Origin of the sequence: Paenibacillus sp. FSL H8-0079, from assembly GCF_037991315.1 — a bacterium.
In the GTDB taxonomy this organism is placed as follows: domain Bacteria; phylum Bacillota; class Bacilli; order Paenibacillales; family Paenibacillaceae; genus Paenibacillus.
This window is the reverse complement of the sequence record NZ_CP150300.1, coordinates 881,714-903,868: the sequence shown is the minus strand read 5'-3', so window position 1 is coordinate 903,868 and position 22,155 is coordinate 881,714. Positions and strand designations below refer to the sequence as shown.

Genomic DNA, 22,155 nt, shown 5'->3' with positions numbered 1-22,155 from the left:
CCCCTTCCGTTTCTCTAATTGGCCCGATTAACAAGCAGCGTGGAGTATACGCGTTCGCGCTCCTGATTCTGCACAATGATGGTGTACCATCCTGCTTTGGGCAGTGTAACCTTGAAATCTTTGCTGATCAGATCCTTGTAAGTCACTCGGGTCGCGATATATTTCATCTGTCCTTCGCGAACCAGACCCGGGAAATAATAAATGTCATACGTGCCGAGTTCGTTCTCCAGCTTGGTTCCGCCAGTAGTCTCGATCGTGCGGAAGTTGCTCACATTGAACGTGACCGTACCTGTATTCACAATTGCTGTTTCGGATTCGGTATCCGACAACGGAATGCCATTGGCTGTAACGAACATGCCATCTGTCGAACGAACAAACACCGTTTGCAGCGCGTAGCCTGCATTTCCGAGTTGGTCCTTCGCCGTGTAACGAATCGTGTGTTTACCCGTCACCGTGAGGTTCAGTTGTTTCTCCACGTATTGTCCGCCTTCCAGCACGTACTCCGCAGCCGTCACCTGAATCTGCTCCGCAGATGTGAGATTGTCGCTCACTGTGTATCCGCCCAGATACGTGACCAAATCGAAGCCTTGTTTGTTTTGCAGAACCGTGGTGGATGCTTTGTTCAGACGGATCGTTGGTGCCGTGTTATCCAGACCCGCAATCGTAAAGTTGACCTGTTTCTTGTTACCAAGTACGTCTGAAAGTAAAATCGAATGTTCCCCATTGCTGGCGTAGTCGGCGCTAAAGCTCGCTACCGGGGTTGCCCCGGCATAGATCGTATTGCCTTCTACTACAGATGATGGCATCACAAGACCTACACGCACTTTGCCTTTGGAGTAAGCCTGATCGCCGATCTGCACCAGTTTGCTATCATCGATGGTCTGTCCGTCGTTGTCTACTCGAACCATCGTGATCTCTTCTACAGCCGGGATCGATCCAACGAGTGTTGTAATCGCTTCGGATTCCAGCTTCGCATTATTCCCTGCGGCATCTGCCAGCGAGAAGCGTGCTTTACTACCTGATGTCATGACCAATGAGGATTGGTTCGTCCCTGAACTATTGGAAACCACCTGATAATCCTGAACCTGTCCCTGTTTCGGCAGCACTTGCGCCACGATCAGATTAGACGCGATCACATTACCTGTTGTCGGTGCTGCGAAATGAGTAAATTCTCCGTTTGCATTGTACCCGTCACCCGCGCTATCCACGACAGCAGTACCACTACCGTAACGGATCAACGCTTTGAGATCGGGATGGTTGTAGTGCATGACAATATCTGCTTCCGGCGGCGTGGTATCGATGTTGCTCACCGTTGCCGTGACACTACCCGTAAAGCCAACCGCATCTTCGTACTCAAACGTGAATTCTCCGTTCTCGCGGAACGTTTTGGACGACGTTGGCAGATTGGTGATGCGGATCGGTTCACTCGATTGCAGATTTACTTTAACCGTGCCATTCGTTGCCGCAATCGTGGAATACTTCACGTTTACCATTGGCGGCGTATCATCGAAGTTGGAGACCACGATGAACACGGTTGCTGTATTGCTGCCATCCTTCACGGTGAAGGAGTAGCTTCCGTTGCGGTATATGTTGAACCGTTTGTTCACCTCAAGCGTTTCCGGCATTTCCGGGTTGCTGTTCGTTGGCTTCACGGTCTTGCCATCAACGAGGTCGAACAGGATCTCTTGTCCTTCGTTCTGCCCACCATCCTGCAACTTCTCGCCTCCGCGAACCGGCATGATCTGCTCCAATGAAGCAAGCCCATATGCAGGGGCATCCTGAAGCTCGATCTCAGGTGTTACGATATCGCTAATGTTGTCGTAGTAACCTTTGAATTTGACCCGAACCTGTGACTTGAGTTGTCCTGAATCATTCGTATCAACAGGAACGCCAACATAGTTCGTGTAAGGAAGCCAAGTGCTCCAATTGTCTCCGCCATTGGTGGAAACGGAATAGAAGTAACCTTCCTGTGCTGGCACATCAACCGTCAGTTCCATGATGGCGGTGTACCCGTCATCTCCTGGACCTTCTGTCCGAATCAAACGCGCGCTGCCAACAGGTGGTTCACTGCTCAGATAGAACACGGAGAACAGACCACTTGTGTGGTAAAGCTTACTGTTACCCAAGCTATCACTGGCATGGACATATAGACGGTAATTACCGTTGTCCTTTTTGTTGTCTACCTGCAAAGTGATCAAACGATCCGCAGGGGACACGCTCCAGCCCTTGCCTTCCGGATCTGGTTCCTTCTCGTCTTGCCCGTCAACCACCTTGATCCATTGGTAACGAATGTTCTTGGCTGCAACACCGTTAAAGTCCACCAACGTGTCAGACACATCAATCTGTACCGTCTGCTCTGGCATCGGATACAGATAACCCTGCGAACCGAATTTCGTGACAGGTGGCAGATGGTCGAATTTGTACTCCTGATAATAGTAGTAATAACGTCCGGTATCCTGCTGCTTGATGCGCACATGGGCGTACCAGGTCCCGTTCAACGTTTTGTCGGCAGGGAAGCTGTAGCGCTCGGCGGGTACATCCCCCAGCTTTGTTTCCTTCGGTTCATCCTCAAAAGCAACCCATTTACTGTTGCCCACAGGACGTTCAGAGCTTTCACTGTATTGATATTCAATCGTATCGATTGGAACACCAGCTACGGTGAAGTCGGGTCCGTCATTGATCGCATAGGTACCCGGATAGGCTTTGAACTTGGTTGAGATGACAAGCACATCAACTGCTTTTGGATCGGCAGAAGCTGAATGGCCCGCCACATCCTCGGCTTTCGCATGCAGCTCGTATTGTCCACCTTTGGAGATCGCCGGATCATTCAATGTTGATATCTCAGCTTCACCTTGTGCGTTCAGCTCGGCATCCTGCCACCCGGAAGCGACAGGGCTCTTGCCCACGGCCACGAACTGGTATTGCACCTTGTTATTTTTAATAGAAGAAGTCGGATCAGCTGCCTTAACCGTAATCTTCACATTGTCGGAGTTATTGTCCACGATGTTTGCAACTTCGACGGTTGGATCGTCAGTGTCAATTTTCAACAAGCCGACATGGTACGACCAATTGGAATCATCTTGTTTGAAATCGACCAAAGGCCACTGCATTGTATTGCCGTAATCGGACAGATTCGGCAGAATGCTTGAGCGATAATATTCCTCCAGCTCAGCAGGTGTGGCATCCGGGTGCTGGGCAAGGTAAGCTGCACGTTCACTGCTGCCTTTGTCGTATTGCATCCGCTGACGTGCCGAGTCCCAGCTCATATCGGCAGTCCATGTATGCAAATACCAGTTCCCGTTCAAACCTGTGCCGTCATCCGGCAGTTCTACTTTCACGCCATTCTGTCCGGTAGTCAGTACAACGCCCTGGAAACCAGATGCATATAGTTCATCAGAAGGCTGCTTCTGCGTCAGGGAATACCGTTTCACTGCCGCAAAGTTGTCGTTTTTCCCAGCGAAGGGATCATTCGGACTCTGGTTCAGCACATAATACACGAGCCCTGAACCACTGCCTGGCCGGAATAATCCTTTGCTCGTCTGGCCGTTCAAGTCGGGATCGAACGCATTGATTGTGAATGATCCATTTCCCACGTATTGTCCTTCGGGAATAATTTCTCCGTCCTGATTCTCATAGACAAAATTCACTTCAGGTGCCGTATTGTCCACAGACAATCCAGCCCAATCAATCTTCTTGACTGGCTCAGTGAGCACGTTACCCGCGTAGTCCGTCAGAGCCTTCCCGTCGCCAGGATTGCTGGCATGCTCCAAAGCAGCTGTCTCCAGCAATGACGTTTCGATGCTCTTGCCGTCTGGTACCGTCATACGGAACGTCCATGTATTCGTGTTCTGGCCGCCAACATATGCGGCAGTTAAGCCATTGGCAAACTTGAGTCGTGTATCCTCGGTCGGAGTAAACGCGCTGATGACCTGTTCGTTAAGGTACACGGTAAAATCAACAACGTCGCCCTTGTTCAGCACAAGTCCCGTTAGTACTTCAGGCTGCACGCCGTTGCGAGATGCTGAGTACTGTGGTACGCGCGCGTCGATAATGGTACGGAACGTACCGCCCGGGTTCGCGTTATCGGCAAAAGGAACTGTTCCAATGCCATTAAAAGCGGCAACGGGATTACCCGCACCATCACTAAAGCCTGCTGCATTCATCCGTTCCAGTAATGTTGGACGGTCCTCCTCGGAGGGCGCGATCAGGCGTTTCGGATCAATAGGAATGTTGCCTGTGCTATCATTTAACGCAGCCTGATAACGAAAGTTAAAAGTGGAGCGTGCATGAATGTTCCGATCCAGTCCACCCTGCGCAAAGTCACCGTATCCGCTATCTGCGCTCGTTAGATAATAAACGGACGGATCGAAGCCGTCTCCACCCGGATTACTGAACAGTTCCGTACGCATGAAACTGAATTTGCCATCAATTCGGTCAGAGGCAAGCTCTGCAAAATCAGGAAACACTGGCTCGCTGAAGTTCAGCGCAAGGTTGAGGTTGCTCCCTTGCTTCAGGAACAACTCATTCTTTTGTACTGCCGGATCGGCATTGAATCGAACTGCCCCGGTATGGGTCAGTGTATTGCCGTTGTACGTAGGAGGGGTGATATCCGCGAAATAGAGCTCAATGTCACTGGCACTTTTAAAAAAACCAAACAATGTGATTTCGATCGTATCATTGGGTCCGAAAGCGATCCATGACGAATTAGCCGACTTATCATGATTGAACTGATTGAACTTCTCTTTGCCGTTAACATCGACGCGGACGTTCATACCACCGATAAAAACGTCAATCGATCCAATCTTAAGGAGCATTCTGGCGTCTCCACCTTCAGCCAATCGTCTTAATGACGGATTGTTCGCTACCGAAATCTTGGCTTTAAATAAACCTGCTCCCTTCGTTCTAACATGACTTGCACTTACGGTTTCAATATCTTCCTTTTCCATTGAAGTACCCGGCGCACCGGCAGCAAATATACCAAAGCTGTTCGCCTCAAACTTGTCGATTTTATTGTTCCAGGAAGACATGTCTCCCCGATTGATGATCTTACCACCGCCGTTCGGAATATTAACATACGCGTACTCCGCAGCTGCGGAAACGGTCGGCAGGTGTGGCCAGCTCACAGACGTCAACGTCAGCAAAGCGGCAAGCAGGCAGAGTAATAACTTTTTGAACATGCGAGATTCCCCTTTTTTCCCGTTATGTATTCGACTTCTTCATCAGCTTGCGAATATCTTCGATCGTTACACAGATATGAATGCCAGTCATTGTCCGGAACGAACCGGAGATTAATCCGATCACATGACCATCTTCATTTAACAAAGGACCACCCGACATGCCCGCAGACACCTGCGCGGAAGTCAGCAAGCGAATGACATCGTTCACCTCGGCGGTTGGTGCATTCACAATGCCCTCCGTAATGATCTTGCCATCCTTCAGCGGGTATCCGATGGCAAACGATTGTTGCCCATATCTTGCAGGTTGCTTGTCCGCTGACAGGGTAAGGACCGGACGTTTTTTGCTATTCTGCACAGACAGCATAGCCACATCGGTTTCGGTGTCAGCGCTCAGAACTGTTATCTTTTGGATGGAACCATCTTCAAATACTGCCTCGAAAGAAACCCCGTCCTTCACAACATGGGCTGCTGTAAGTGCTCTACCATTACCGATCAGAAAACCGGTACCTACCGTTTTGAGCGTTCCGTCCTTGCGATACGCTTTCAGGTAAAAGACAGCTTGCGCCGCGGACTGATACGCTTTTTCAGCTCCCGATACGGCCACTTGCCCGGTCCCAGCCGCTTTGGCGACAGATGACCCCGTATACCCGTTCAGACACGCCACAGCAATCAGTACAGCCAAAATGCCAATCATCTGACGCCGTAAACGCCAAGATGTGATGCTTCTCTCCATTTTCTCAACTCCATCAGCCCATAGTCGCGCAAAGATAGGTCTTTCGATGCTTTTTCTGTGCCCGTTCGACATATCTTGCTTCCGCATTATAATGGATCACAATAAACAAGCAATAAACAGAAGAAATTTGTCGAAATATGATTGCGCGCCCCAGAGATATTCGCTACAATGCCGATAGAATACAAGAGATTTTGTTTGAATCTATCGAAGGTTTCGAACCAACTCTAAAGGAGCAGCATTTCGTGTTATTAAAAATTTCAGGCGTTGTCCTGACTGTTATACTTGCCATTACCGTACTGCTCCTGTCAACGATCAGAGAACCACAATCTGCGGCGCTTCATGCTCGTCAAGGTGTCCTGGACCTCTCGGCTTGGAATCCTGAACAGGACGAGAGGATCAAGCTGGACGGGGAGTGGGAATTTTACTGGGAGCGATTGCTTCCTGACGAATCTACACCTCTGAGTCAGGCTGGTCCAACGAAAGCACCCGATACCTATGCAACCGTTCCCGGCTCCTGGAATCGTCTTGAAGTGGATGGGGAACGATTGCCTACCCATGGCTACGCCACGTATCGACTAGTGCTGCGTAATGCACCTATTGATGGAACGCTGGCGATCAAAAAAATGAACATTCGTTTTGCCAGCGAAATCTATATCAATGGCAACAAATTGCTGGAAGACGGGCATGCCGTGGCCAAAACCGCTGGTTACCGCCCAGGCAACTCCCCCCAGATTGGCTTTTTCCCCTATCACGGCGGTGACATTGAGATTTTGATTCGGGTGGCTAATTACGATTACACGGACTCTGGCATTCCGGGTCCACTCTTTTTCGGCGAACAAGCGGCCATGCTGAAAAAACATCAAACCAGCACAGCTATCGAATTCGGCACACTGGCTGTACTGGCCACCATTTCGATCATATTCCTCATCAGTTACCTGGGGTCTGCACTTTACCGAAACAGAGATGATTCCCTGCTGCTGCTTGGTCTAATCTGTCTGCTGTATGCCCTCTATAACGGCATGATCAGTGAACGTGTGCTGTCCCTTGTGGGCACGGAAATCTCCTTTAGCACACTCTATAAATTAAAAGATTTCTGCTCCGTGGCATGTCTGGGTCTGTTGACCTTTTACTTCTATCGATTCAAAACAGGTATCCTGTCAGGTATGCTCACGGCAGTGATTCTGATCATCTTCGGAGCTTACTTATGCATGGTCGCGCTTCTGCCTATTTCCGTCTATGGGATTGCTGCACCTTATGTTGTCGTTATGTACACGTTGCTGCTGCTCTGGTTGCTGTATCAATGCGCATCACAGTTCCTAACCAGTGAGACGGGCGAACGGCTGTCTACTTTCTTGTGGTATGCGGCTCTCTTAAGCATCATGCTGTACTGTCTGGACATTAATCTCTTCTCAATCTCGCTCAAGGAAAACATGAACATCGGACAAGCTTCGATTGTCCTGTTCAGCATCCTGATGCTGTTTCTGGCGGTGCTTCGATTCTTCGAGGCCTATCGTACGGTCCGTACCCTCAAAGATCAGTTGCTCTTGCTAGACAAGGTGAAGGACGACTTCCTGTCCAATACCTCGCACGAGCTTAAAACACCGCTGAACGCGATTGTAAATATCAGTGAGAGCCTGCTCAAAGGCGCCGAAGGCCCACTTACCGACGAACAGGCGCACAATCTAGCGATCGTGACGGGAAGCGGCCGACGGTTAACCTATCTGGTGGATGAATTGCTGGATTATTCGAAAATGAAACATGGCGACATCCCGCTCCACCGGTCTTCGACCGATCTGTACTCGTTTGTCGAATCAGTTATGCGTATGCACTCCTTCCTGCTTGGCGCGAAAAAGGTGGAGCTCATCAACCGCATCCCGGCCCATTTCCCGCCGATCTATGCAGACGGCAATCGACTGATTCAGATTTTGCATAATCTGATCGGTAATGCCGTCAAGTTCACGGAACGTGGCACCGTAAGCATTGAAGCTGCGGTTGTCCAAGGTAAAGCTGAATTACGTATTATCGATACCGGACGCGGCATTGGCACAGATAAACTGGAACATATCTTTCTGCCATTCGAGCAGGAAGCAGATACCGGGCCAGTCGTTGCTGGAGGAACTGGTCTTGGTCTGAGCATTACGCGTAAGTTGGTCGAGCTGCATGGTGGAACTATTCATGCGAAATCGGTGCCCGGCATGGGTGCCACGTTCATCCTGACCTTCCCGCTGGCGGATGGCAAAGGAGAGAAGCGATCCAACGTCATGCCACTCGCCATAGCTCCTACAAGTCCTGGTAAACGGCTGTTCCGGTTCGAAGAACCAACAATTGTAAAAGGAAATAAAGACGAATGGATCATCGTTGTGGACGACGACTCGGCTAATTTGCAGACCATTGTGAATCTCTTGAAGCTGGAGGGTTACAGTTATGCGGTCACTTCACGCTCCCCTTCCGTACTGGAGCTGCTGGACAAGCTACCTACTGTGCATCTTGTCATTGCTGACATCATGATGCCTGACATGTCGGGTTACGAATTGCTGGAACGAATCAGGGAGCGTTTTTCTCCTTCCGAGTTGCCTGTACTCATGCTAACGGCGAGTAATAAAGCCAATCAATTGAAGCTGGCCTTGGAGAAAGGCGCCAATGATTTCGTATCCAAGCCGTTCGAATCGGAGGAACTGCTGGCACGGATCGGCGGTTTGACTCGGATGAAAACATCCGTGCAAGCTGCGCGAGATGCCGAAATATCCTTTTTGCGGTCACAGATGAACCCGCACTTTCTATATAACGCCCTGAATGCCATTGCCGAATTGTGCGTGGATGCACCGAATCGTGCAGAACAATTGATTTTGCAATTATCGAGTTACTTAAGACGCAGTGTGCACTTCAAACATTTAGATTCCAAGACTAGCCTGATGAATGAACTGGAAATGATCGAGGCCTATGTAGCGATTGAGCAAGCTCGCTTTGGATCAAGGTTGGAGGTCATCATCGACGTGGATGCGGACGTGAACCGAAACATGGACATTCCACCGCTCACGTTACAGCCCCTGATTGAAAACGCGATTCGGCACGGCCTGATGTCCAGCATTCACGGTGGTCGCGTCATGTTGTCTATACGTAATCTGAATGATACGGAAACACGCTTCTCCATCGAGGACAACGGAATTGGCATAACCAGGGAACGGATGGATGAAATTCGGCAATCCACAGATGGCAGTAACGGCGTGGGATTATGGAATATCTCCAGCCGGTTGAATCTGCTGTATGGCAGACACCTTCAGATGGAAAGTCTGGACGGCGAGGGAACGCGGATTACATTTGATCTTCCAAATCAACGTCTAAGCACAGATGGGAACGGGGGTTATGAAACATGATAAAAGTCATCATCGTGGATGATGAGGATTTGTCGCTGAAGCGATTGAATCGCATTTTGACAGAGAGTGGAGAAGTTGAGGTGTCTCGCGCATTTCATGACCCGGAGGAAGCCTGCGAATATGCGGCGGAAAATAGCTTCGATGCGGCATTTCTGGACATTACGATGCCCCGCATCTCGGGAATGCACCTCATTGGTGAATTGCGTAAGTATCACCCTTCGCTCCCCATTGTGCTGGTGACCGGATATGAGGAATATGCAGTGCAGGCCTTCGACAAAGAGGTGATCGATTACGTCATCAAGCCGGTCACGGCTGAGCGACTGAACCGCAGCATCAAACGGTTGCAGGAAAAGCTTCACAAGTCCGTCGCCCCATCCGAACCGACGGTTCCCGCACCCAAGCTGAATGTTCGTCTGTTCGGTGAATTCACCGTGTTCGGCGGAGGCGGAGCAGACAGTCCCATCAAGCTTAGAACTCCCAAGACGGAAGAATTGCTGGCATTCTTGCTCTATACCAAATCAACTACCCGCGATGCCTTGGCCGATACGTTGTGGAAGGACCTCAGTCCGCAGAAGGCCTGGACGAACATCAATTCCACACTGTACTACGTGCGGCGTGCCATCGGCGATAATAGTGACGTGCCGATTATTCTCAAGGACCGGAACGGTATCCGGATCGACCGGGAAGCGATTGACTGCGATCTGTACGAGTTCGAGGTTTTGTTCCGGCAAATGCGTCAGGCATCGGCACATCGCCCCGAGCTCTTCGAGCGGATGGACACGTTGTATACGGGTGAACTTCTAAAGGGAAGGCATTATGAGTGGGCTTTCGCGTGGTCCAGACAGCTGGAGCTGGATTTCATCATGACGATGGAAACTGCTGCCCACTATCATGCGAAGGCAGGCGAGCCGTTACGGGCGCTGTATTATTTTGAACGTATCCTCCAGATTGATTCGATTCGGGAAGATATTCATCGCGAGATCATCCTGCTGTATCTGTCCCTTGGACGAAGAACTGAAGCGCAGCGCCAGTATCTGGTGCTGGAGGAATTGCTCAAAGAGGAGCTCGGCTCCAGTCCGGCAGCGGATATCAAACAACTACTTCGTCAATCATGAAACAGCAAAAAAGCCCATGCCCTGGCATACTTAACTGCTCCATCATAGTCTTATACGATCTACTATGACAGGGAGCAGTTAAGTCTTGCTTTAGGCTTGGGCTATTTGCAATAGTTGGACGCTCATTCGTCCTTGTCCGATGATTTTACATCATCCTGGTCTAGAATCAATCATTCATTTATAAGTTTTTCTGTATTAAGGGTAAACCCTTCAATCACGACATCTTCGTCCACTTCAATCATGATACAACGTCTGCCTTGATAGTTCACCTGTTTCACATATCTCAGGTCTTGCGGGCTAACCGAAATCGTAGCAACCTTGGTTTCAATCTTAATAGACTTGGACGTGAACTTCGGCATAACACTAGTCGCCTTCATTTCATAATTCTTGTTGTCCACAATCGTTTCGAAGGCACGTTCCACTTTCTCCGTCGTCAGATCCTCTATACCGCTTGCGGTCAGTACACGTTCCAGATCTTTATAATCCAGTTTCGGAGGTTCTTCCTCATGGGACTCTTCGTTAATTTCAATGACTCGGTTGATCTCCTCGTACACATGAGCAATGGTGGCTGAATCGAGCTGTTCACCGGCCACTTCCTTGACGATATCTTCGAAGATCGCCCGTTCTTCCAGTGCGGTTACGGATCTTTCTCCATTCAATACATTTTCAACAAAATGCGGATCCGGGAAATTGGATTTCCCTGTACAATATAGAACACGGTTCACATCGGAGTAGTTGTCCGTCACGCTAGGGTACAGGAACCCTTGCTCTGGCGTGCTTAATTTGATAATCGGATCGACAATAATGTTGTATTTGAATTCTCTCTCCACGTAATCAAACAAGAGCGTCTTCCGCTGCTTCTCCGTGGAATTCACGCTGCACAGAATGAACGGATGGGCGAACACCTCGTTCTTCTCACTCTCCTCCGTGGCTTCGTTTCTAGCCTTGGTCGGCAGATAATACTGTCCACGCACGAATGTAGCTACCATGTCTCGCTCAAACTTCGTATCCACCAACATTCGATCCACGAGCAGCAGCATCAGATCCTGCCATTCATCCGGATCACCCGTTACCAGAGCCTGGTGAAGCAATACCTGTGCCGGGTCCTCCGCCGCTTCCTGGAACTTCAGTTCGAACAACTTTTGATCCAAATCACCTGTCAGCAATTTTTTGAAATTGCCCATGTACAGCTCCTGCTTCTCTCTGTCCACCAGTTCGAACGGATGACGCTCCCAGTGATACACCTCATTGGTTTCCTTCGTAATATACACGTTGAGAATATCGTAAATATTCAGTAGATCGTGATCGAGTTTAAACTGCTTGCGTATATGCGCGACTTCTTTTTTATTCATGATTCGTTAGACAACTCCCACAATATATAATTTTATCTGCGTGCAGCTCTATATCCTAAAAGCCAGTGCTCCCTTGGAAGTCTTCATCTGAGCAGTAGGTCACAAATGGGCGCAGCTATGGAGTAGCTGGATCAAGCCGTTCTTGCTCTCCACTTCTGTACTCTCAGTGAGAAATTATATCATATAATGATGACGATTAATGAGAAACAATCTATGGTATTTCCCCCTTACGATCACTATCCATTTTTTGAATACGATTTTAACTGAACATAGTAACATAACCTTCAGTCTGGTAGACTAACTAAGATTACATACCAATGGAGGAAATATTGTGAAGAAATCAATACTAATTTTATCAGTTCTTGTGTTGTCCTCTCTATTAAGTGCGTGCACTGTGACCAAAACAGAGGAAACTAAACAAGTCAGTACAGTAGTATCACAGATTGAGAATACAGATGTGGTAACAGAGGAAGCATCTACATCTGATGCCGTCGAACAGACGGAGCAAGCAGCAATAGATTGGCAGACATCGATTAACGAACTAGCTAGAAGCGATCAATCACCTACAGAAAAAGTCGAAGCAACAGAAAAGCTTGCTCGGGAATACAATCCTACTACTGAAGAACTCGAAGAATTTAAGTATCATGTTCTTCAAGAATTTATGAGTTTCAATTATCTAAAAGACGGCTCGAATGCTGAATATATGTTAAGCAATCTGTTTCAATCGATTGTGTTAGAACATCACGATGTTCACGTCGTCAGGGACTTCGCTCTTGCTTTTTATCACAACACCAAAAATGTATTTACAGGTGTAGCAGATGTTGATAGCGATAGTGTGAAAGCTTACGAAGAACAATTGTATAAAGCCCTCAACCATGGAACATAATTTTCCTTATAGGAGGCATGACTATGGACATTTTCGATCATTTGAATGAATTACAAGTAGATATACGAAGAAAAAATCTTGAAGAAATTGAAGAGAAGTATTTCAATATTTGTTCTACGTTAGCTGGACCTAACCGAGCTGATTCGATTAAGCAATTAGGCTTAAATGAATATGTAAATGATTTAAAGCTATGCCTTAAACAATCAATAAAAATGGCTCAAAAACAAACAGCCCGTGCAATCTATTTTGAATACGATTTGGATAATAACTGGGATAGTACCTTCTTCATTTGTAAGGAATACAGTGTATTAGAAGATAACAATGATGATTGGGCGAGCAATTGGAATGAGGATTTGCAAGGTCCACGCTTAAAAGAATTTGCTGATATTTATGAAATAGATGGATTCGACATTAATGAAACTGCAGTCGGTTCAACCATTTACTTAATAGCAAGAACAGTAATATCATATGCAAAAGCATATCAGGTACTCTCCGATGAAAGTTCACTCGCAGTATGTATCGCTTTTCACGACCAAGACCCTATCATCAGAATTAAGGAATAGTACTAGAGAGTATACTTCTGTGAAAGTGACTGAAGCAAAGATACATATTTTCACCTTTGGTTCATTGATCTGTAGTTCCACCGCCTAATAAACACAAATAGACCGTCCCCCAAAAAGGTAACGGTCTATTGGATTGTATTTTCTTTTAGAAAATCCTAAACGTACAAAGTCACTCCTGTCTACACTGGTGTTAACGTGAACGCTCCTCGTCGCTAACACCTTACATATTTGCGCTTGAACCCCGTCCGCCCTGCATCCACTGCCTTTTGGATATTCTCGTAGGCATTCAGCAGCTTGCTCTTGGGCTTGTCCTTATTTACTTCAACAGGGCCAACGGCCTTGGCCGTCTCTACCGCCAGATCGTGCAAAGGTTGATAGGATGTAGCGACAGTATATAGGAAATTGTTCATCGAATATTTCGTTCGTTCCGGAGATTGGTGAATGGTCTTTTTCACCTGTTCCAGCATCTCCATCATTTTATTTTCGGCAAACTCAGCATCCTTTCGGCTTCCAAGCAGCCAGCAGTAACAGCTCCATCCCGCTGACATTCTCAGTTCATCCCCACTAGCAATCCACGCATCGGCAACCTCTTGCGCAATGTCTGTCTCGGCTAACGTCACAGCAACGATGAAGTCAGAGATCATGTAAAAATACGCTGCATCAATCCAACGATCGAAATCGGCTGGCGTCATCACTTTGGGATCGGCAATCACGCCCGCAAAGTACATCGCATCATAATTCCCCGTCGCGTATAATTGCTCCGCCAAAGGTTGATCCTTTTTGATCCGCTTCGCGATAGGTTTCATCGCCCCGGTTGCTACGCCAAATAGCGGTTCATGCGCACCATTGGAGATATAGATTTTTTTCGTTCGTTTTTTGCCGAGCGCCTCAAGCTCTTGCATAACCTCTTCCATGTTCATCAGGCGATAGCCCCTTTCAATATAAAATTTATATGTATAATTTAATGTTTAATTGGACCTCTTTATTTTATCACAATTGTACATCAGCCATACATTTAGAACCGACTCACACCCCCTACTTCCTGCACACTGACATGTTAAAAAAACCACAATAGCCGCCACTCCAGGGAGCCGCGACGATTATGATTAAGTCAGATAAACCATATAACTGCATGTGCAGCACATTCGTCATATTCAACATGTTTAGCCTACATCCTAGCATCCATTAACCTGCTTAACACTTTCTTCGCCATATCTTTACCTTGGGATATACAGTCTGGAACTCCAATACCCCGGTAACCGCCACCGCCGAGATAAACACCTGGCATGAGATTCTCCAGCATTGCCTCAAGCTCTCCTATCCGTTCCAGATGACCTACTTGATATTGTGGCATGGAAAGCGGCAGACGGTTCACCTCGGTAAAGATCGGCTGTGCAGATATGCCCATCATCTCTTGCAATTCACGACGTACATTGGATATCAATTCGTCGTCCGAAAGCTGCTGGTTCGTATGGTCGCGACCGTATTTGCCCACGTAGGCGCGTAAAAGGATATGCCCCTTTGGAGCCGTATGTTCCCATTTGGACGATGTCCAAGTGCACGCAGTAACCGTACGCTCCTCCTTACGGGGAACAACGAAGCCAGACGCATTAAGAGAGATTCCCACATCCTGCTCGCGATAACCAAGCACGACGTTCATCACAGACGCATATGGAATGGAACGCAGCAGATTAGCTATCGTTTCATGTGGTAGTAGCCTTGCTGCGACATGGGCTGGTGTAGCGATCACCATCGCATCTGCATGGAGCATCGTGCCATTTTCCAAATGAACAACGTAACTGTTCTCTTCCTGTACAACACCTGATATCTCTGTATTTTTTATCATAAGTGCTCTGGAAGTTAACACCTTTTCGAGATGGTTTACGACCTCTTCCAGTCCTCCACGTGCACTTAGGAACATACTCTTCTTCGCCGTATTCGCAGTTCGGGGCGATCGTGTGGCCTGCTGCTTCGGGCTTCGACTCTTGCTCACACCAAGCATGCCTACAATGAGGCTTCGATGCTTTTGTTCTGTTTCTTGCAGCATGGGAAATGTCGCTTGCACACTTAGCCCATCCGCATTACCCGCGTAGATGCCTGCCAGCAGCGGCTCTGCAATCTGTTCCAGCACTTCATCTCCCAGTCGCCTGCGTAACAGTTGACCCAGGGATTCATCTTCCGCGCCAGGCTTCCGTGGCAAAACAAGATCTGCAGCAGCGCGTACTTTCCCTCGTACCGACAAGAGCTTTGTCGTAATGAACGGCTTCCACTTTGTCGGCACGCCCAGCATAAAACCATCTGGAATGGGATGCAGCTGATTCCGATATGCAATATAGCTATGCGACACCCCCGGTCGTGTGCCGACGATTTCATTTTCCATGCCGAGTTCCTGCATGAGTTCAATGATCGATGTTTTGCGCGCGAGAAAAGAGTCCGGTCCCCGTTCAATTACAAAACCATCCCGTTTTCCAGTACGCACATGTCCGCCGAATCGATCACTTTTCTCCACTAGTACGATTTCTACATCCACATTATGCACAGTGCACAACTGATCCACATAATAAGCTGCACTTAATCCCGTTATACCACCGCCAGCAATAACCACTCGCTTCCTGCGCTCTTTTTCCATTTCACACTTCCCACCGTATCATCATTTTCGCAGCGCCGCTGGGATGTAAGCGCACGCAGGATCACTCGCCACATAATCTCCCGTCATCGCATACGCCCTTGCCCTTGAGCCACCGCACATGGTCTTAAATTCACAGACTCCGCATTTGCCCTTCAGTTGGGACTTGTCTCGTAACGTCTGCATCACCGGGGATTCCCTGTATACATCAATGAGAGACTGTTCCTTCACATTGCCACAGACTACCGGCAGGAACCCGCTGGGATAGACATCCCCCGTGTGACTAATGAATACAAAACCATCACCATCATTCACACTTTGCGGTGCACGCCCCAGCATATCCACACGTTTCACTGAGCTTTTCTCCAATCCTGCTGACGTACGCTCCTGCATCATTACCCGGCGATAGTGAGGTGCTTCCGTTGACTTCACCCCGTAAGGCATCTCATGCGCAATGTGTACCATCCACTTCATGACCTGCTCGTGCTCCTCCGGACTAATCATGTCTTTCTCCTGGCCCCTACCTGTTGGAATGAGGAAAAATAGACTCCATAGCACCACGCCCATCTCTTTCACCTTGTGGCTTATTGCCTCCAAATCGTGCAAGTTATACCGGGAAACGGTCGTGTTGATCTGAACCGGAATATGAGCTTCTCGCAGGAACTCGATCCCTTTCATCGTCATATCATAAGAACCTCTGGTTCCGCGAAAATGATCATGGATCTCGGCTGTTGACCCGTCCAGACTGAACGCCCAGCGGGATAAGCCCACTTCCTTGGCTTTGGTAATCGCTGCTCTCGTCACCTTCGGTGTCGCACTGGGTGTCATAGATACAGGAAGCTGCTTCTCCTTAATTGCGTACTCCGCCAGTTCAAATAAATCCGGACGCATTAACGGATCGCCACCCGTAAAGACAAACAACGGCTGCTCTTCCATTGCCGCAATGTCATCGATCAGTCTTTTCCCCTGCTCTGTTGTAAGCTGCCCTGGGTCGGCTCTATACTGGGCTTCTGCACGACAATGAAGACATTTCAACGCACACGCCCGAGTCACTTCCCAGATCACGATGAACGGATACTTCGCATAGTCGCGTGGCTTCATCTGAGGCATCATCATCCATTCTCCTCCTCATACACATTCCATTAAGTGTAAAGTAGTTGGCAGGGCATGAAAGTGAGATGAATCACATTCGTGTCTCATAAAAAAAGATGACTCACAGGTCCATTAACGGCCCATGAGTCATCTCTATTCATTCAAGATGGTGCTATTTCAAATTAGTTGTTCCAGTATTGCTTGGCGATCTTCTGACCTTGGTCAATCTTCGCCCATTGCTGAGCTTCACTTAATTCGTTACCGCCATCGCAGGATGCAAAGCCGCATTGGTGAGACAGCAGCAGCCGATCCTTATCGATAATTTTGGATGCTTCGTCCAACAAACGAACAACGCGCGCTTCATCATCGAGTGTGCTCGTTTTGGATGAAAGCAACCCTAGTACAATTTCCGTTTCAGGTCTGTCCTTGAACACTTCCAGGGCTTCGATCGAACCCGCGCGGTCATCATCCCACTCCAGGAAGAAACGGTCATATTTCAATTGCTTCAGGAACAGATTAGCGATTTTCACATACGATCCACCGCCCATGTTGCGGGAATCATAATTTCCGCGGCAGTTATGTGTCCACATTTTCAAGCCCAGACTATGTCCGAAGTCAATCACAGTATTGTTAATATCAATAAATTCAGTTGCGAGACCTGATACTTCATCTTGATTAATATGCTCCCCTGTAAACGGAGAGTTCGGGTTGTCGTCTGCAAACAGCTCCCACAAGCAATCATCGAATTGCAGGATTTTACCGCCTATAGCAGCGAATTCTTCGACGAATTCCTTATACGCGATCACAAGACCCTCTTTAAGCTCTTGTTTATTCTGATATACAGAATCCGCACCTCCAATGTTATCCGACCAGGAAAGCTCACCGAAAATATGGGAGGGAGACGGTACACAAAGTTTCGTTTGTTGCTCACCAGCTGTGTCTTGCAGTTGTTGGAACAGTTGAATGAAATGATGGTTCTTTCCACTCAATTTATCAGTGATGCGCAGTCCAATATCTTTGCGTGTTTCATATTTCGAAGTTCCGTCCACATCTCTGAAAAAATAGCCGTGATCCGCGATATAACGCTTCACTCCGCCAAATCCCCATACAAAGTCCAGATGCCACATCGATTTGGAGAATTCGCCATCTGTAACAACGGACAAGTTATGTTCGATTTCCTTAGCGACAACTTGTTTGATAGCCTCAGTCTCGCACTTCTCATATCCTTCGTAGTTTTCATAGAATGGATATTGGATATCATCATTATGTTCGATTTGCGTTTTATATTTCAGCAGCTCGTCCGGCCGCAATAAACTTCCTACGATCTGGAACTTATCAGTCATGTAAAAAACCCCCTCGTTGTATACCCATATCATATCACGCGGATATGAGTTAGAAGAGATACTTAAAAACCATAACTGGTTATAGTTAAAAGCTATATCCACTTGTTAGGCACATTTCAGTGAAACCGTCACCGACACAGTGTATCTTTATCCATGAATGTTATTCAATTTCACAATGTACGACGACGCAGTTCATAAAAATACTGCACAGCTGGGTGCTTTAACTTGATCTGCTCCGACATGTTCAGAATTCGCTTTTTGCCAACGCGTCTGTCCATTAAAGCCAAAATATTAAACAAGATATCATTGCTCTCCAGATTATCTTCTATAGAAGTAGATAAATACGTCGTCGCTGCAACGGTAAAATTCAATTTACTGAGTGCGGCCTGGGCCAACAAAAGCTCTTTGGCATGTACCGATATTTTTCTACTTCTTGCCATGACTTGAAGACGATCCTCGGGAATAGGCCCTTTGGAATCTTTTCGAATAGCTTCAATCTCTTCATCGTTCACAGGGATCATGATCTCCGGGTCGTTTTTGATCTCCTGCTCCGTCTGATACCATCGAATTGGGGTTGTTGTATCACTCATGTTAAGTACATTCTTTTTATCTACAGTAATATAACAATTTCCAGACTTATCAGGAGCATATCTGTAGCTGGTTGCACGGTACTCTACTCTCCCAATTAACGCTGGACTCAGAAAACTCTCCAGTTGTTGCTTCAATTTACTCCAGGACATAGATCCTCCTATTATCGAAAAACTACCGCATAAGTTACGGCGTTCATTTTAACTTTTTCAACCAATCTCCAAAATCAACATTCACCTAAATTATATCACAGCCAAACAAATTGACGATGCAAGAAACCCAGTTATTGGTTTTAAATTCCCCTATGTGATAAAATTGCAGAAAATTATCTGCTGACTATTAAATCGTCATAGCCTACCATTGGAACATACGTTGTTATTCACAAAGGAGAGGAAGAGTGTAATGGCTACGAAGGAAGCAACCTTACCTGCTCATATGGAAAAACTCATTAAAGATAATGATATCGCTACCGTAAAAGAGGTTTTCGAGCAATGCGGATGGGATGCCCGCGGAGGCTACAGTAAAGGTACCGCTCTCAGCTTTCGGCATATTTCGGATGAATTGGTCCGCTGGCTGGTAGAGCAAGGGGCAGACATTAATGCACCCGACAAATATCAACGTACGCCTTTACATGCCCATGCCTCACACTGGTCAGGAAATGTACCCTTATTCCTTGAATTAGGTGCGGATCTGGACGCTGTGGATTATCAAAATGAAACACCGTTACATGCAGCGGTCAGTGGGTATCGAACCAAAGTGGTTCAAGAGTTGGTAAAACATGGCGCTACTATTAACGTAGAAAATAAACAGGGAAATACCCCATTAGCTAAGGGGTTAGTCAATTGCAGGAATAGCGATATAGTCAATCTGGCAGAGATTGCAGCAATTCTGCTGGATGCCGGAGCATCGCTCACCCCGGATATGAACGAATCGGTGAAGCGGATCGGTAAGGATTTTGAATTCGTCCGAGAGAAGTTCAATAAGGACAAGGTCGATGAAGTTTCAGACGCGCTGATCAAACTTTACCAGTTATTTGATGTCGAGCCGGTAGCGAATCGGATCATGCACGATGGGACTGCCCCCATTCAGGTAAAGGCAACCACTTGGACCAAACAGCACCAAGAGCTGTGGGAATATCTCATACCGGCCCAGGGACATGCGCAAACCGTGCAGGGAGAGGTTATCCGCATCACAGGGCGCGTGTCCCATGAAGTATTGGATAATGGCGGTGGAAACTGGGATGCGGAGTATCGCAAGATGCTGGATGCACTGATTCTTCACCTGGGTACTGGTGCGCCACTCGCCCCGGCACTTCTCCAAGAGGCAGCAGACTTGGTAAACAGGCTTCGCAATGGATCCGATTACGAAGCACCTGCCAGATTATCCGAGTTGGCGGTGTTATGGGTGCTTGCCAATCCTCAGCCGGTGGCGATGGAACAGCCGGCATATTCCCGCTGATGGTCTAAGGAACGTCGGTCCGCTGCACTTCAGGACTGAGAAGCAAGAAGGGGCTGTCTCAAAAGCCCTTGAAAAAAGTATAGGCAAAAAGAAATACCACGCATACGTTCAAAAAAGGACAAAGCAGAGGTTTATTCTGCTTTGTCCTTTTTGCGTTTTTCTGTCAATGTGGCTTTTTTGAGTAGATTGTGGGCAAGGCAAAGCCACCCAACCTCCAGGCTCACTTTTTGCAAGCCGCGAAGCAGGAATCTTCGGAATCCCCGGTTATTTTTAATTTGTCCAAACACACTCTCAGGCTCCGTCATGCGCCGAACTGAAAGGGTATATCCTTCCTCACTACGTAACCGTTCCCGCATCTCGTTTTTTTGACGCATATAGGTAAGACTGACGGTAATCTCCCGATTGCCTTTCGCTGTTGTGCATTTGGTTTTCAGGGGACATTCGCTACAGTCTGCACTTCGATAATGGCGGGTTCGAATCGCGTAGCCACTCTCCGTGACCGCCTGACTTTCATACCGGAATGGTAACGTTTGCCCTGCCGCACAGGTCCATGTATCTTCGGTTTCGTTGTAGCTCCAGTGGTCCACTTTGCCCAGCGCTTGCTTCCATGCCCTCGTTTTCTCTTTATGGTATGTTCCGTATTTGACGATGCCGTGGATGTTTTTTTCTTCCAAATAGCTGTAATTTTCTTCGCTTCCATACCCGGCATCGGCAATGACGGTTTTCACTCTTTTACCAAGCTGCTCTTCCAGATGATCCAGGTGCGGTTTCAGACATTTGGTGTCCGTGGGCCGCTGGTGTACACTGTAGCCCAATACAAACTGGTTTTCCGTTCCGATTTGTACATTGTATCCAGGCTTTAGTTGACCATTTCGCATGTGGTCTTCTTTCATTCGCATGAACGTCGCATCTGGATCGGTTTTGCTGTAACTGCCCCGCTCACCAGCAGTTTGGATCTGATGCTCATACTTTTGCAACCGGGGCAGGAAGTCTTTGCACAACTGTCGCACCGCTTTTTTTAATGTTTTGCTCTTCGGTTTTTCGCTTAGCTTTTCCTCCAATTGCTTGACGGCTTGTTCCAGTTTTTCCGCAGTGAGAGCCGAGACTTCGCCAAGTTCAGGCAGGTCGGTTCCGGTGTGGAGGGTATCTTCTTCGTTTTCCGCTTCTTCGATGGCTTGAAACAAGGTATGTACTTTTTCTTGCAGCTTGGCCTGGTGCTTGACGACGGCTTTTTTCCACACAAAGGTGTAGCGATTCGCATTCGCTTCAAGCTTGGTTCCGTCCAAAAAATAGTGATCCAAGGACACGTATTGCTCCTGAACCAACAGCTCCAGCACATGGGTAAACACAGTTTCCAAGACCTCTTTCATCCGCTCGGAACGAAAGCGATTAATGGTCCGGAAATCCGGTTGTTGCCGCCCGGCTATCCACATGAACATGATATTTTCGCGAACCGCCTTGGCAATTTGCCGGGAAGAATAGATGCGCTGGGTGTAGGCGTAGATGATGATTTTGGTGAGCATTTTGGGATGATAGCTATGGCGACCCCCGCCAGGATACGCCGAGTTAAAAATGGAATCGCTGAGGCGATTGATTGCGTTATTCACAACACGAACGAGGTGATTTTTGGGGATATCTGTCTCCAAATCCATTGGCAAGAAAAGTTGATCCATGGTATATTGAATGTACAAAGAAACCGTCTCCTTTCAAATGGTGGGTCGCACTTCCATTTTACCAAGGAACGGTTTCTTTTTGTTTTACAATTTTGAAAACAGAGCTGTCTCTAGCCATTTTATGACTTATGGGACAGCCCCTTCGCAAATAATGTAGAAAAAAGTCAGGGATGGA

General features: G+C 47.7%; 14 protein-coding genes. 5 read left to right on the top strand and 9 right to left on the bottom strand.

Annotation, left to right across the window (positions count from 1 at the left end; genetic code table 11):
- Window positions 1–14: 14 nt before the first annotated feature.
- Together MHI06_RS04095 and MHI06_RS04090 are read right to left on the bottom strand one after the other, a co-directional pair.
- Window positions 15–5,177 carry a hypothetical protein gene (locus tag MHI06_RS04095; RefSeq protein ID WP_340400537.1) on the bottom strand — a complete coding sequence of 1,721 codons (5,163 nt, stop codon included), beginning with the start codon at window positions 5,175–5,177 and terminating at the stop codon, window positions 15–17.
- A gap of 22 nt (window positions 5,178–5,199) precedes the next feature.
- Complete coding sequence (locus MHI06_RS04090; protein WP_340400536.1) at window positions 5,200–5,910, bottom strand: serine protease; 711 nt, start codon at window positions 5,908–5,910, stop codon at window positions 5,200–5,202.
- A 242-nt stretch (window positions 5,911–6,152) separates the two neighbouring features.
- On the opposite strand from MHI06_RS04090, the gene MHI06_RS04085 reads away from it, so the two are divergent.
- Together MHI06_RS04085 and MHI06_RS04080 are read left to right on the top strand one after the other, a co-directional pair.
- Window positions 6,153–9,284: an ATP-binding protein gene (locus MHI06_RS04085; RefSeq protein ID WP_340400535.1), complete on the top strand. Its 3,132-nt coding sequence runs from the start codon at window positions 6,153–6,155 to the stop codon at window positions 9,282–9,284.
- Window positions 9,281–10,399: a response regulator gene (locus MHI06_RS04080; RefSeq protein WP_340400534.1), complete on the top strand. Its 1,119-nt coding sequence runs from the start codon at window positions 9,281–9,283 to the stop codon at window positions 10,397–10,399. Before MHI06_RS04085 ends, MHI06_RS04080 begins: the two co-directional genes overlap by 4 nt.
- Window positions 10,400–10,569: 170 nt before the next feature.
- Here MHI06_RS04080 and MHI06_RS04075 read toward each other — a convergent pair whose 3' ends face one another.
- Window positions 10,570–11,751: a DUF4317 domain-containing protein gene (locus tag MHI06_RS04075; protein ID WP_036668338.1), complete on the bottom strand. Its 1,182-nt coding sequence runs from the start codon at window positions 11,749–11,751 to the stop codon at window positions 10,570–10,572.
- Between the two features lie 331 nt (window positions 11,752–12,082).
- Between MHI06_RS04075 and MHI06_RS04070 the strand changes: the two genes are divergently transcribed.
- Together MHI06_RS04070 and MHI06_RS04065 are read left to right on the top strand one after the other, a co-directional pair.
- Window positions 12,083–12,637 (top strand): hypothetical protein, encoded by a 555-nt coding sequence (locus tag MHI06_RS04070; protein ID WP_340400533.1) that lies wholly within the window; start codon window positions 12,083–12,085, stop codon window positions 12,635–12,637.
- A gap of 23 nt (window positions 12,638–12,660) precedes the next feature.
- A complete protein-coding gene (locus MHI06_RS04065) occupies window positions 12,661–13,200 on the top strand; it encodes a hypothetical protein (protein ID WP_340400532.1) in 540 nt (179 codons plus the stop codon).
- A gap of 212 nt (window positions 13,201–13,412) precedes the next feature.
- Here the strand turns inward: MHI06_RS04065 and MHI06_RS04060 are convergent, their stop codons facing one another.
- From MHI06_RS04060 to MHI06_RS04040, 5 genes are all read right to left on the bottom strand, one after another.
- Entirely contained in the window at window positions 13,413–14,120 is a 708-nt protein-coding gene (locus tag MHI06_RS04060) for a DNA alkylation repair protein (RefSeq protein WP_340400531.1), read from the bottom strand.
- Between the two features lie 248 nt (window positions 14,121–14,368).
- Window positions 14,369–15,829, bottom strand: a complete 1,461-nt coding sequence (gene hemG, locus MHI06_RS04055) for a protoporphyrinogen oxidase (RefSeq protein WP_340400530.1) — start codon at window positions 15,827–15,829, stop codon at window positions 14,369–14,371.
- Window positions 15,830–15,850: 21 nt separating this feature from the next.
- Window positions 15,851–16,939, bottom strand: a complete 1,089-nt coding sequence (locus tag MHI06_RS04050; protein ID WP_340402047.1) for a TIGR04053 family radical SAM/SPASM domain-containing protein — start codon at window positions 16,937–16,939, stop codon at window positions 15,851–15,853.
- A 161-nt stretch (window positions 16,940–17,100) separates the two neighbouring features.
- Window positions 17,101–18,261 (bottom strand): cobalamin-independent methionine synthase II family protein, encoded by a 1,161-nt coding sequence (locus MHI06_RS04045; protein ID WP_340400529.1) that lies wholly within the window; start codon window positions 18,259–18,261, stop codon window positions 17,101–17,103.
- A gap of 170 nt (window positions 18,262–18,431) precedes the next feature.
- Window positions 18,432–19,001, bottom strand: coding sequence for a hypothetical protein (locus tag MHI06_RS04040; protein ID WP_340400528.1), 570 nt, complete (start codon window positions 18,999–19,001; stop codon window positions 18,432–18,434).
- A 250-nt stretch (window positions 19,002–19,251) separates the two neighbouring features.
- On the opposite strand from MHI06_RS04040, the gene MHI06_RS04035 reads away from it, so the two are divergent.
- Window positions 19,252–20,307, top strand: coding sequence for an ankyrin repeat domain-containing protein (locus MHI06_RS04035; RefSeq protein ID WP_340400527.1), 1,056 nt, complete (start codon window positions 19,252–19,254; stop codon window positions 20,305–20,307).
- A gap of 131 nt (window positions 20,308–20,438) precedes the next feature.
- Here MHI06_RS04035 and MHI06_RS04030 read toward each other — a convergent pair whose 3' ends face one another.
- Window positions 20,439–21,998 (bottom strand): IS1182 family transposase, encoded by a 1,560-nt coding sequence (locus MHI06_RS04030; RefSeq protein ID WP_340398831.1) that lies wholly within the window; start codon window positions 21,996–21,998, stop codon window positions 20,439–20,441.
- Window positions 21,999–22,155: the final 157 nt, after the last annotated feature.

Coding starts and splice junctions, on each gene's coding strand:
- MHI06_RS04095 (WP_340400537.1), bottom strand. CDS start 5,177: ATGTTCAAAAAGTTATTACTCTGCCTGCTTGCCGCTTTGCTGACGTTG.
- MHI06_RS04090 (WP_340400536.1), bottom strand. CDS start 5,910: ATGGAGAGAAGCATCACATCTTGGCGTTTACGGCGTCAGATGATTGGC.
- MHI06_RS04080 (WP_340400534.1), top strand. CDS start 9,281: ATGATAAAAGTCATCATCGTGGATGATGAGGATTTGTCGCTGAAGCGA.
- MHI06_RS04075 (WP_036668338.1), bottom strand. CDS start 11,751: ATGAATAAAAAAGAAGTCGCGCATATACGCAAGCAGTTTAAACTCGAT.
- MHI06_RS04065 (WP_340400532.1), top strand. CDS start 12,661: ATGGACATTTTCGATCATTTGAATGAATTACAAGTAGATATACGAAGA.
- MHI06_RS04060 (WP_340400531.1), bottom strand. CDS start 14,120: ATGAACATGGAAGAGGTTATGCAAGAGCTTGAGGCGCTCGGCAAAAAA.
- hemG (WP_340400530.1), bottom strand. CDS start 15,829: ATGGAAAAAGAGCGCAGGAAGCGAGTGGTTATTGCTGGCGGTGGTATA.
- MHI06_RS04050 (WP_340402047.1), bottom strand. CDS start 16,939: ATGATGCCTCAGATGAAGCCACGCGACTATGCGAAGTATCCGTTCATC.
- MHI06_RS04045 (WP_340400529.1), bottom strand. CDS start 18,261: ATGACTGATAAGTTCCAGATCGTAGGAAGTTTATTGCGGCCGGACGAG.
- MHI06_RS04040 (WP_340400528.1), bottom strand. CDS start 19,001: ATGTCCTGGAGTAAATTGAAGCAACAACTGGAGAGTTTTCTGAGTCCA.
- MHI06_RS04035 (WP_340400527.1), top strand. CDS start 19,252: ATGGCTACGAAGGAAGCAACCTTACCTGCTCATATGGAAAAACTCATT.